Origin of the sequence: Serratia sp. H1w (assembly GCF_000633355.1) — a bacterium.
Taxonomy (GTDB): Bacteria; Pseudomonadota; Gammaproteobacteria; order Enterobacterales; family Enterobacteriaceae; genus Chania.
In genome coordinates this window covers 1-12,845 of record NZ_AYMQ01000170.1, presented here as the reverse complement: position 1 = coordinate 12,845, position 12,845 = coordinate 1, and the positions used below count along the sequence as shown (strand labels likewise).

The 12,845-nt window shown below is 50.4% G+C and carries 9 protein-coding genes; all 9 read right to left on the bottom strand.

From position 1 onward, the window contains the following. Window positions 1–1,436 (bottom strand): ATP-binding protein (locus U869_RS0128235; RefSeq protein WP_025122861.1); only part of this gene is annotated, 1,436 nt, incomplete at its 3' end. Window positions 1,437–1,724: 288 nt separating this feature from the next. Next, window positions 1,725–2,246 (bottom strand): SMI1/KNR4 family protein, encoded by a 522-nt coding sequence (locus U869_RS0128230; RefSeq protein WP_025122862.1) that lies wholly within the window; start codon window positions 2,244–2,246, stop codon window positions 1,725–1,727. Continuing rightward, complete coding sequence (locus U869_RS29865; protein ID WP_025122863.1) at window positions 2,243–6,226, bottom strand: RHS repeat-associated core domain-containing protein; 3,984 nt, start codon at window positions 6,224–6,226, stop codon at window positions 2,243–2,245. Before U869_RS29865 ends, U869_RS0128230 begins: the two co-directional genes overlap by 4 nt. An 18-nt stretch (window positions 6,227–6,244) precedes the next feature. Continuing rightward, complete coding sequence (locus tag U869_RS0128220; protein ID WP_025122864.1) at window positions 6,245–7,351, bottom strand: hypothetical protein; 1,107 nt, start codon at window positions 7,349–7,351, stop codon at window positions 6,245–6,247. A gap of 21 nt (window positions 7,352–7,372) precedes the next feature. After that, on the bottom strand, window positions 7,373–8,089 hold the full coding sequence (locus U869_RS0128215; RefSeq protein ID WP_025122865.1) for a DUF4123 domain-containing protein: 717 nt from the start codon (window positions 8,087–8,089) through the stop codon (window positions 7,373–7,375). 107 nt (window positions 8,090–8,196) lie between these two features. Continuing rightward, window positions 8,197–8,385 (bottom strand): PAAR domain-containing protein, encoded by a 189-nt coding sequence (locus tag U869_RS32955; RefSeq protein ID WP_115650747.1) that lies wholly within the window; start codon window positions 8,383–8,385, stop codon window positions 8,197–8,199. A 282-nt stretch (window positions 8,386–8,667) separates the two neighbouring features. Continuing rightward, a complete protein-coding gene (locus U869_RS0128210; protein WP_025122866.1) occupies window positions 8,668–10,074 on the bottom strand; it encodes a putative zinc ribbon protein in 1,407 nt (468 codons plus the stop codon). A gap of 411 nt (window positions 10,075–10,485) precedes the next feature. Continuing rightward, complete coding sequence (locus tag U869_RS0128205; RefSeq protein WP_025122867.1) at window positions 10,486–11,523, bottom strand: inovirus-type Gp2 protein; 1,038 nt, start codon at window positions 11,521–11,523, stop codon at window positions 10,486–10,488. 212 nt (window positions 11,524–11,735) lie between these two features. Further along, window positions 11,736–12,776: an inovirus-type Gp2 protein gene (locus tag U869_RS30265; protein WP_025122868.1), complete on the bottom strand. Its 1,041-nt coding sequence runs from the start codon at window positions 12,774–12,776 to the stop codon at window positions 11,736–11,738. Window positions 12,777–12,845 lie beyond the last annotated feature (69 nt).

Here is a 12,845-nt window from a genome sequence, read left to right as displayed (position 1 = left end):
TTGAGGTTTATTGGGTATATATAGTCAATAGCTCCACCTATTTTCTTATCTAGTTCATTTTCTTTTACAACTTTCCTTATTCTATTTATATTATCGTCAAACTTTAACTTTGGATCGGCAATACGGCCAGATTTAATAAATTCATCTACTCTTTCTCTATCGCTTTGATGCAGTCTTAAAAAGTGTTCTATAATGTTTTGGCTAATCCAGTGGAAGGTATTGTAGGTGTCATTTTCAGAAAAACCCTCTCTATTTGTTTTTTCAATTAATCCAAAACTTTTTTCTAAGTCCAGCTCAATTGCACCTATAATTGTATTGGTCCCAATGCCTTTTCCCGGATTGTTAATACGATCTGCGTTTAATCCCAGCCAATCTTCACCTGGCTCCCCATAATTAAATACACGCATTTTATCTCTAAATATTCGTACCCCACCGTTGTCCTTTAAGTATGAACGCAATTGCTGGAGGGCCCCAGCTCTTTTAGCTTCGATAACGTTTCTCGATAGTGAGAAAGTATAGAAAGTACCTTTTATCGGGCCTATTCCATCCAGTCCAACTTCTTCCAAGAAGATAGGCTCTGTTGTGTCAATTTTACTTTCGTTTATTTTAGATAATAGAAAAGGAGTGCTCTTTTTTTTATTATCTTTTTTGAGTACTGAAAACGATGATGGAGGAGAAAATGTGTATTCATAATTAATAACACCATCCTCTGTTACTTCAAAGGTGTATTTCCATAAACTGACATCAAGAATATTCTGGATGTCGAGAACACCATCTAAATCCTTTTCCCTCCCCTTTGCTTCAAAATTAACTATAAAATCGGAATGCGTTTCAAATGGGGAGCTTAAACTGATCAGCATTTTTTTTAAACTGCGAACATCTCCTCTATTCCATATTTTTTTATATAAATCACGCACTTGTATTCTTGTGCCCGTAGTTTCTTTAAAAAACTTAGGTTTTTCTAACGTTTCAATGTTAACCATCGTTTGATCGATGAATTCTGCGCCATCGATTAAACTTGGCCAATTTATTTTTATTTCTATCTCATCTTCATTCTCAGTTCTGGTATTAAGCTGCAAGCTTTCCCCAAGCTTATGCACAGCCAATCTTCCGACACCTTTTTCACCTAGAGGCATTCTATTATATATTTTAGTCCTTGCTTTATTTTTACCTCTTTTACTATCCGTTCCTATGGATAGCCATTTATTTTCTATGTCATTTAGTGACATACCACAGCCATCAATATCTTTTACTGTAATAGTAGGTTCTGGGGAGTCTAAATCTAATACTACATCTACAGATGATGCATCTGCATCATAGGCATTTTTTACAAGTTCAAACACTGCAAGTTTATCATTACCAATTAGTTCATCACCTAATAGTTTCAGTAGGTGGGCTTTAGCTTTAAAACCTATTTCTTTTGTTTTATTTGCCATAATTTACCCTTGAGCTTGATAAAGTACCCTGTGCTACACTGAGGTGAGTTACTATCCTCAGACCCTTTAAAAGAATTATGAACAATATAGCTGATGTATACAATGACAATTATCGTATAGTGAGCACACTTTCGTGCAGGCCAAAGTGGTTATAGTCAAAAAGTGTGAGCTGCATAAAATGTCAGCAGGTTACCCTGCTGATTACATTCTATGGCTCACCATAGTCGGCTTATACAACCAAGAGCTAGAAATCATCTTGGGTTTACCCGCAACAGTATCAAAGTGGTTTTAAAAACCAAGCCACGTCTTTGAAGTGTCGATCTTGTCTATGGTGTTATCTAGATCTTCTTCATAGCCTTCAATAGGTGTGAGTCTATCAATAAAAGATTCTATGTTTTTGGATAAAAAATACAGGCTTTCTGGGTCTGTCGGTGCCTCATGCCACCAAAAATATATTTCACCTGTCTTTATGTTAATACAAACCTGATCCCCTCCAGAGCTTTCCCCTAAAGGATAGTATCCTGATGGTATATTTGACGAGTACATACTGATTCTATAAAGTAACCCATTATCATCATCAGACAGACCATATAAGAAGATGACATCAATATAACCTAAACTTATATTTGGTATGCTATTGTTTATGGAGTATTTTGCGCCATTCTCAAAAAAAACACCGCCATTATATTTTTTTAATAAACTTAAATAGTCTTCCGAAAAAACATCATTTAGATCAATAGATTGACTCGAATCAACCTGTTCACCAGGGTACGATACTGGAGATAGCAAATTAAAATTTATCTCATTCATTTCTTGGCACCTCTCATGTCTGAAGCTGAACCAGTATGTGGTATATTACCATGTAATTTAGACGGTATTAACTGAATTGTCACTTCATCTAAGTGATGTGGGGTTATTTTTTCATTACTTAATAATTTTTTCGCTGCAGTTTTATTTTTTAAATCTTTAGCTTTTTGAATGTATTTGTAAACTTCATCAAAATCTTTATCGGAACCATCCAAGACACCTTTTTTAAAAGTAATATTACCTTTCGACCATAGTGAGAAGTCAGGTCTGCCATTAATAAACGGAACGGGTTTTCCTCCCGTGATTTCATTGACATCAGGTAAATCAGAATACCAATTACTTTCGCCTGGCTTGCCATCCCACTGACCATTAGTTTTAGGTAGACGTACTTTCGGTTCAGGATTCCGCTCTCCTGTCGGCTGACTATCAGTCCCTGGCATTCCTTTCAGCCCCAATGGATCAACCCAGCCAACTGGGTTCCCATCAACATACTGATAAGAGTTCAGCCCACCATCGAGTTTTACCGGATCCGCTGTTAGGTACCGCCCAATCCCCGGATCATAATACCGGTTCAGGTTATAATAAAGGCCGCTCTCCTTATCCGCATACTGCCCCTGGAACCGCAACGGTTGGTTAATCGCTGGCGTACCTTCTGCCTGCCACTCTTCCTGTACCTGCCCAAAAGCACTGAATCGGCCTTTCCACACCGCGTTACCGTTCCAGTCGGTCAACTCATGCGGGGTACCCAGGTGATCGTTCTGATACCAGTAAATTGCCGGGGGCTTGTCCTGTGGGTCCCGTGAAGGTTTTCCCACCACCAGCGCCATCGGGCGATAGCTGCCCGGCTCATACAGGTAACTCTGCCAATAGCCCTTGCCATCGGTTTCTGCCACCAGTTGATTGCCACGCCAGACAAATTCCATCAGCTTGCCGTTAACGGTCTTGCTCAGACGGCGGTTAAAGGCGTCGTAGGTATAGGTGCTCACGCTGCCGTCTGGGGTTTCCAGGCGGATGAGTCGATGGCGGCAGTCATACTCGTAGCGGGTGACCAGTTTATGGTCTTTACCACGCCGTTCTGCAATCAGGTTACCGAAGCGGTCATACTCAAAATGACGATCGGCATAAAACGCCAGCCGGTTGCCCGGTGCGCTGTGCTGCTGTTCATCACTGACCGGGTTACCCCGCTGGTCCCAACGGAAACTCTCGTTCGGGTTGGCGTGGTGCTGTTCCTTCGTTGCGGCTACTGGCTGAAACTGTGGCAGACGGTAAGTGGGTTGCCGGGCCGGGGGAATGATTGACTGTGGGTTCAGGTAGCTGACCGAGGTGAGCGCCCCGGTGGCATTGTAGTGATACTGCCGCGCATCATTACCCTCGATGCTGGCCAGTTCCCCATCTGCCTGATAGGCATACTGCTGTTGCCAGTGCAGCCGATCTTCTTCCGGTGTGGTGCCCGGTTCGAGCAGGCTGTGTTGGCTCAGTCTGCCCAACGGGTCATACTGGAAGCTGTTGACCAGCCGGTTGCCTTGCCGCAGTTGTTGCAGGCGCTGGTGATGGTCGTAGCCGTACGCCGTCAGCGGTTGGCCTTCCAGGCTGGAGGCCAGCAGTTTGCCATGTTGGTAATGGAATTCCTGCCACTGGCCGTTAGGTTGCTTGATGCCGGTCAGGCGTCCCGTGTCTTCATCATAACGGTAACGCATCGTCGCCCAGGACTGGTGTTCTGCTTCTAGGCGCCCGGCGGCGTCATATTGCCAGGCTAACGGATCCTCGCCATCCAGCACTTCACTCAGGCGGCCCGCATCGTCGTAGCGGTATTCTTCCTCTTTGCCATCGGGCAGGATTTTACGCGTCAGGCGCCCCAGCGGGTCACGTTGATATTGCGTGATGAAAGGCGGGCTTTGGTGGTCGTTGCCGTATTCGTGTTTTTCATTCAGGCGGCCACAGGCGTCATAGAGATAGCTGGTTTTGCTGTTATCGAAGCCGATCTCTTCGCTCAACAGCCCACTGCCGGTGTAGCCAAGGCGGTACTTCTCGCCCAGTTGGTTCTCAATCTCGCTGACTTGCAGATGGACGTTATCGTAGCGATAACGCAGGCTACCGCCGTCCGGCAGACGTTTCTCGGTCAGCAGATGCAGGGGAGCTGCATAGTGGTATTGCGTAACGCGGCCCGCCTCATCGGTGAGTTGCGTCACTTTACCATAGGCATTGTACTGATATTGCCGGGTGCTGCCATCCGGATGGGTGATCTTTATCAGCCGGTCCAGTGCATCCCACTGGTAGCGGGTGATCTGGTCGTTCTCTTCCACTTCGCAGGGCTGGGTCTGTAGCCCCTGATAGCGCATCTGGCGGCTTCCCTGTGGTGAGCTATCACTGAGCAGGCGGCCCAACGTATCCCATTGCAGGTGCTGTTCACTGCCATCAGGGAAGCGGATATGGCTGACCTGTCCGCGCGGTGTGTAGCTGTAATGCGTGGTGGTGCCTGCCGGGCCGGTTTCGCTTTTTAGTGCCCCGTTGAGGTAGTAGGTATAACGCCAGGTCTGCGCCTCGTCACCTTCACCCAGTGTCCGGCTGAACAACCTGTCGAACAGCCAGTCATAGCGAGTGACTTGGCCGTCAGCTGCGATAACGCAATCCAAAGCACCATTTTCACCGTATACCGATACTGTGTGATGCCCCAGTGCATCGGTGACCCGGATGCAGGCACCGTCTTCGTTGTACTCGTAGTGGGTTTCCGCACCGTCGGCGTTTCTCTCCAGCAACAACAACGCCTGTGCCGAGTGTTGGTAACGCTGCTGGCTGCCATCCTGATGGGTCAACGTGACGCTGTGGCTGGCTTCGTCCCAGTGATAACGCGTATCCAGTTGGCCAAAGTTGCCGTACTGGCGCAGACAACGGACGTCTTTGCCTTCTCCCTGCCACTCCCAATGGAATTCCGCACCACCGGCCAGGGTGCGGCAGAGGATCACGTGATCGTCGCGATAGTGATAATGCTCAATGTCGCCCGCCGCGTTGACGGCGCTAACCAACTGCTGGTGTTCGTTGTAACCATAGCGTGCTACCAGCGTACCGGGTTGCCAGTGAGTCTCTGCACTGGTTCTGGCCGGATTGCGGGCCTGTAATAGCACCTGGCTGATCCCTTTCGGGTACGCGGGGTCGTCATAGCTGAAACAGAGCCGGGCATTATCGTGCCCGATAGCAGCCAGACGGCCTTCGTTGTCGTAACTGACGTCCACTGAATTGCCGTGGCGATCGCGAATACAGCGCAACCAGGCCATGTCGCCGTCACGCAGGAAATGGTAAGTCCCCTGTCCCCCGGCGAACTGGACGCAGTATTCGTTGCCGAACTCATCCAGCTTCAGGCTCATCAGCCCGCCGCCTGCACGGTTGGTGACGACCGGTACCTCCTGGGTGGGTAGCAGGAAGCGGGTGGCGCTGTTTTCATCGTTGAAGAACCAGACAACGTCTTCCTGGCTCTGACTGTCACGGCCAAACAGCAGGTAAGGGCTGGCACTGTGAGTCCAGCCCGGCCCCATCCCAGCACGTTGTTCCACGGCGCTGGTGCGGTAGAGCCGCCGCCAGGCAAAGGGAAGGACGCCGGGCAGGGTGAAATCCGTCAGGGTCAGTAATTCTTCACCGGAGAACATGGATACCGGCTCGCCATCAACCCGGGTATTACCGACGGCTTGAGTGGGCTTGCCATTGGGGGTGACCGCGCTGGCATTGGCGTTAGGTTCCGTTTTGATAACACCAACTTTGTGGGCCGATTCCTGATAGGAAAGCTCCAGCGAGGTCTGATGCGGAAGCCTGCCCAACTGGCTTTGCCGCACCGCAAGCAGCGACTGCGAATCAAACTTGGCGATCACCGTGGGTTTGGCTAACACCGCGTACCCTTTAGGTACTGTGGCCAGGCTGAATAGCGCTCTCACATTCGCCATGATGCCTTTGGCTTCTGCTGCCGCCTTGGCGTTCTTGAATATCTTTGCCATCGTTAACGTTCCTTGTTCTTATGATGCCGGGACCATAATGCTGATGTTGTCCACACCCGTCAGTACCATCTGCCCCATACCTGGGGGCAGTATCAGATACAGCACAACCATTACCAACAGGCTGCCAAAGGCATCGGCGACAAAATTGACAATTTGTTGTGGGGTGAGGAGCTGGAAATAGCAGTAGAGCGCATCTATCAGGATGAAGACCAGGATTTCATCACTCAGCAGCGTCAGGGCGTCCCCCAACGCCTCGGCACTTTTACCGGGCAGGGCTTTCAGTTTCTCAATCCCTTCTGGCCCGATAAACTCGGCCAGTTTGGCGGCATATTTATCCACATCGCTGAGCCATAACCAGACCTGTTTGATCGTGTCATACAGTTGCTTGATCTGTGACACCATCCCGTCAAGGAAGGCATTGGCTGTCTCCGTCAGGCTGAGTCCCCCGTTCTGCAGATAAGCCTGCCAGGCCCCTCGCTGCTGCGTATTCCATGTGTTAGTCAACCAGGTAGCATATTTATCAATGGTTTCCTGATAAGCGGCATAGAGCGCATCCCGGTCCTCATCAGTAATATGGGTATTGACCAGCAGATGATACTGATAACCGGCTTCACAGGGCGGTATGGTGACCACAGCCTTGCCCTGGGCATCAAACTTGTCCGAGTAGACAACGTTATCTTTATGGGTATCCCCGTATCGGGAAGGGGGAGCTGTCCCGGCTAGTGGGTAATTATTGTAACGTTGCTGGGTTATCACCGGGCGTTTGACCAGGGTGTATTTCGCCTGGGGTATCGGAATATATCGAGTAGAACGAAAACCGTGGGTAATGGTAATGTTCGTGGGCTCGATGCCACAGCTCATGGCGATATTGACCGGCTTGTTTTCCAGAGGCGCAGACTCACGCTGCATATCACCAATAGTAAATTGCTGCTTCATGTTCAGCATGGAGCCGTACAACCAGTGACCATTGGCAGTTTTGTAGTCTTTTATCACATCTTTGAATTCAGACAGGATGCGCTGAAAATCCCGCTCTTTATCGGCGGGGGTCGGTGGCGGTGGCGGGGTCCCGCGCAACAGGCGGTTATACTCTTCCTGGGTACGAACCTGTTGAAAAGGGTAATCCATACTATCGGTTCTCCATGATAATTATGATCCTTCGAGGGTGCGCAGGATCTCGGCCAGGATCTGGGGATCGTTGCGCCGTTGCGGCGTCAGCAAACGGCGTATTTTTTTATCCAGTATCGCGTCGGGCCAACGGGCAATCACATCGGGGTAGCTCTGGCGCAGGGTCTGGCGGATATTAAGCACCAGAGGCAAGACGTTTTCGTCCAGCAACGCATCCAGTAATCCTTGCGGGACCGGCCACCAGGGGAAGACCTGTAACACGGCATCGGGTTTAACCGGGCAGGTTAAGGCTCGGCCATTGATCCAGTAATCGGAGAATACCGGCAGAATATTGCTCCAGTGGTCGCCGTAATATTTCAGATAGCAGGGCAGATATTGGCCATCCCAATAGCGGAAAAACACCTCTTTGCCGTCAGGCAGGATCACTTTGGTCAGGCCGTGAAGATGGTCGGCTATGGTGGTCTGCGGCAGCGGCGAACGTGCCAGCCAGCCCCAGTTGCGCAGAGGTGTTTCGGCCACCCAGCGCAGAAACGGGCTGCCGTCATCAAGTGCGACCAGCACCGGCATCACTTCAGACCAGTTGGCATATTGCGTGTTGGCATATAGCCCAAATGGCGTGCGGTTGCCGTCCTCGCGGTAGTAGGCTTTGATACCTTCTGCACCGTTGGTATTGGCCAGGACGGCGTACAGTTGTGTGCCCGCAGTGTTTCGTACCCAGTCCTGTAAGCGGTGTGGCATATTCATCTTATCCTTGATTAAAAAATGCTCGTGAACAGGTCATGGTCTGCGGATATCTATATCGGCAATAGCCTGACAAGAGTGATTAGCGCTGAACGAAATCCCCGTCAGGCATTACATTCATGTTGTGAAGCAATCAGGGAGGTCCCACAGGCGGTTTTCATTCCTGCCAGCATCAAGGATAACCCGTCAACCTGCACGGTGGGGTCACCTGTCACTATGGGAAAGTCCCCTTTGCATTTCGGGCAAGAGACCAAATGCCCCACCAGTACTACGTTGGTACCGCGGAACTGCATAGCGGGCTAGCCTCGAACCACCACACCACCATGAGAGGTTTTGTCGCCTTGTAAAATCATGGCCTTCCCTGCCATACGCCCTCCATACTTGGCATTTTCTTATCAGATTACAGGATGTTTTGAATCTAAAGAAGTAGAAATATAATAGCTACTAATGGATTTGTGAGCGGTATGGGATACGGTGAATCTTTTAGTATCAATCTGGGATAATGGGTACTGCTCTGGCTCCTCACCTTGTATGTCGCGATGTATATCGTGAGCAACAAACATAGAGTACCTAAACTACAGAGCCTGATGTGGGGCACCTGCAGAATCAAAACGCACCATACCGAATGCGGATAGCTCATCTGGTAACACCAGTCGAGCGCAAAAACCCATCTCGGTCATGGCTGTCAAAACCCACCGGACCTCGTTAAGGGTATCTCCACGCTGAGGCAATACCGAAAGGCACCCCGGATAACGATATTCTCCCTGTTCGGCCTCATTAGCGTAGTAACGTCCATTACCCTGTGTCGCAGTCTGTTGCCAGTATTCACCCAGCAGTGCCGCCAGAACAGGACCCGTATCCGACTGTTCGACAGGAAAGAAAACCATCACCTGGACGAAATACCCCTTCAATTTGCCATATTCGAGGTGCCAGACGGCCCCCATGGCGTGCGTCAGTGTATCTTGGGTGTGGATGTCACGCAGGAAATGCTGCAGGTCCTCGGTGATGCAGGCCAGCGGTGTATCGGTCTGCTGATAAGCAAGTTCAATCCCCACCATGGCGAAAGATGGGGAGTTGGTATGGAGTTCAGCCAGCCACCGACATGCTGCCAGTCGGTTCTGGTATCCCTTTTGCAACCAGTGGGCCAGTGTCTGCTGATGCGTGTCGCCGAGGTATTCTATCCGCAGGTTCTGTATCAGGCTGATGCAAAGGGCTTCGTTCCCTCTCGTGTCCTCTTCAGTTTGACTGATAAGTTCAGCACATCGCTGCAAGGTTGGATGGAGCGAACGATGTTCGCTGCAATCGTTCGCGACCGATATCAGTCGCTGGCACACCGAGTGCGCGGTATAAGGGTTCATCGGGATTGTCTTCATACCCGATAACAGGCTGTGTAGCAGCAGATACGGTTCTGTCAGGCGGTCAAGGTCGCTTGTGACACCACGATGTGGCACACCGCGCTCCTCAACAGGGAGCTGGGTCGAGAGTGTCAGGTGGTTGAAATAGCGATTCTGTTCGGCAGAGGATAAACCCAGTGGAGCCGTATCGAGGGTGACCATTTTAGCGTCCCGTTTGCTGACTTCGACGGTGTAATGGGTGTCACCGCAATACAGGCAGCACTTTTTACCATAATAGTCACAGTCACACATCACACAGAAGTAATGCTGTAGCCCTGGAAAACCCAGGGTGTCATCGTCGCGTTGTATGTTTTCCTGAACTGCCTGCGCAAAGGGAGTGAGCGGTCTGGTAGGTTGAGCATGTGACGATGGAAGTAAATATTTGCACATGTCGAGTGTATGGAACGAGCAATGCTCAAGGTCGTGCTCAAAGTATCGGCCTGCCGTATGCGTCGAATGGAGCCGCAGCGGGTTACCGCAACTGGTACAGTGATAAGGGATTTGGGGATTGAGTGACAGGTTGTCTGTTGACACGGTACTGCCATCCCCGGTACTGCCGGTCGTGATTTTCTTGAATTGCATGAACATGGAAGACTCCTGAACGCATTGACAGTGCACACCGCCCAATTGGGCATGCTGTAACGACGTCGTGGCGATGCGGGTGAACACGCCGGTTGAATGGGATAACGGTCAGCAATAAGGCGATACGTATGGTGGGCGTGGGTAATCCGGCTGACTTGCAGCCTCAAACGAGGGTGAAACGTTGTCATTAAGTTGGTGAGTGTTGTAAAAAATACCTGTGCGTTACAGCGCGTTCTGCCGAATAAGGGATTGCCCACAACGGCAATCCCCCAGCGTGTTACTGAGCGTAGTGGTTGATTGAATTCTTACCATCATCCGGCTGCCTCACCAATACGGGTTAATCACCCGAATATTGTCGATTTGCACGCCAGTTACGGAGTGGGGCTGGACTGTATCGGTGATATGCCGGATGTGTAATCACTGCAATACGCGTGCACTGCCAGAGGTGCGAAAGTGGTGGGGCAAAGTCAGTCTGGCGTAGGTGTCTGTTTGAATCATGTTGTCGAGTATCCGGTACAGTTTTTCCGGTGCTGCGGTATCAGTCTGGTAAAACATCATTAATCCCGGGTAGGAATAATCATCCTGGAGGTCTCTTTGGCAGAAAGACCGACCTGCTTTCTCGGTGACCGTCTGCCAGCAGGTTCCGATATCCACGCCGATACGGGCGTAAAGGTCTACCTGAGCTGCGTTAAAAAAGCACACCAACTGGTAGCAGAAGCCTTTGATGGGGCCGTGTTCCAGCTTCCAGGCGTACCCTGCGCAATGGCGAAAGTGCGAATGATTGTGCAGCAGGGCCAGCAGTTGACGTCGGTGCTGGCGAATCTGCATGGGCGTAATGTCGTCTTTGACCGTCTGCACGTAGCTAAGGTCAATACCCACCATCATCAGTGATTTGTACTGACGCAGCAGGGCATTGACAACCCGCCGTGCTTTCTGCCGGTGGGGTTCGTTTTTCATCAGGAACTGTTGTACCTGACAAAGAGGGCTCACGGTTTCGATGTTTTTCCGAAAGTTATCCAATACGTGTTCCAGCCAGCGGGTTTGTTCGGCGGCGTCCTGGTGATAAATGGGGCAACCTTCATGGTTACGCTGGTAGCTGTCGTGACAGCGCTTTGCCGTCTGGATGAACCGGTCCAGGGTGGGGTGCAACACGCGGTAGAGAGGCCGTTGTTCTGCCAGCAGCGCTGCCTGCCCTGGCGTTGATAACCTCAATGCGTATCTTAATGTATCCACGGGGTTTAACAGGCCCCGAGGGGAAAACGTTGTCATTGACGCGTCCTGGAGCAGGTATTGAAGAGCCTGCAGGCGGGCGCGAATGTTGCCCAGTGTGTCGTAGTCCTTGGTGGCTAATACGGTTTCAGAGCCGAACTCCTGCGTGTGAAGCAGTGAGGTGGCGAGTTGCAGATGAACATCATACTCGTCGATGTAAACACGCTTTTGATAGTATTTTTTCATGGGAAGCTCAAAGTTATGCCAGCAGGCAAGGCTGCCAGGCTTGATTTATCGTGAATGCGTGTGCGAAGTGGCTCTTTGGAAGTGGCACCAGTGGCACGCAGGAAAATGGAGAAGGTGCTTCTCATATCTCTTGCCATGGAGATAAAAATTTACTGGGTAGAACTACCGATGATGGATGGCATGTTGTCGGAGTGGAGGAAAGTGGGCGTTATTCACGGCGAACGAGGACGACCACGGCGAACAGCGGTGGGTGGGCAAAACTCTCCTCGCCCAAAGGTCCGGGCACCGTTTGGCAGCACCAGGCGGGCGAAGGTATCGACTTTGCACAGATAGTTAATGGCGATGTTCAAGCCCTTGCGTCGAGGAGCATCGGTATAGTGAAGCAAGCCAATCCCCGGGAAGCGATAACGTGCCTTGTCGGCATTGCAGTTGTGGTAATGCCCTGCCCCTGCGGTAATGACATCACGCCAGTATTCCCCTAGCAGCCTGGCCAGCGTCACGTCCTGTCGGACCCGTGCACCGTCGTAGAACACCAGCAGGTGATAGTGAAAGCCCCTGTAGCGTCCGTATTCAAGCTTCCAGACATAGCCCACACAGGCTTGAAACAGGCGGTGTACCTGTAGGTTCTTGAAGAAACGCTGACGATGCTGGCGGGCCAATTCGGCGGTTATCGTCGCTTTGGTATCATTGCGATAAGACAGGTCAACCCGGACAGCCAGCAGTCGGGCATGCTGTTCAAACAGGGCGTCAGTGTACCGAAGGGCACCGCACAGATTCTTCCTGGCTGCACGTTGGTATTGGCGAGATTGACGCTTGTGTGACGGCGTCTTCAGCCCAGACCTGAATTGTCGAACAAAGGTATTCAAGCGCGCTGCCAGTCGTGTCATGGCATCAGGGATGTTATCCGTCATGGTCAGATACTGTTGAATGTTGTGCTGCCCCGCCAACCGCTGAAATAACGTCAAGGCTGGGTGAAACTCGCGTCGCTCGTCGTTTGCAGCATTCAGTGACCGAAGTTTCTTCAGCGCGAGCAATATCCGCTCTCCTGCTGCGGTAGGTTTTAATGACGCGTAATGGGCTGATAGAGCGTACTGCACGCTGAATTCATCACGGTCTGATTTGGCGATATATTGTATGTCTTTGAAGAGATAAAGCAGTTCTTCAAGATAATTACCATCATGGGTAACGTATATAGCCGATGCCTGGTCTTCATTGATGCTGGTCGACAGCGTCAGGTATTTATCATAATTCATGGTCACGTTTTTATCTCAATAGTCATGAGTGATGAAAGCACAATCAGAGGGTCATGTATTCAATGTGTA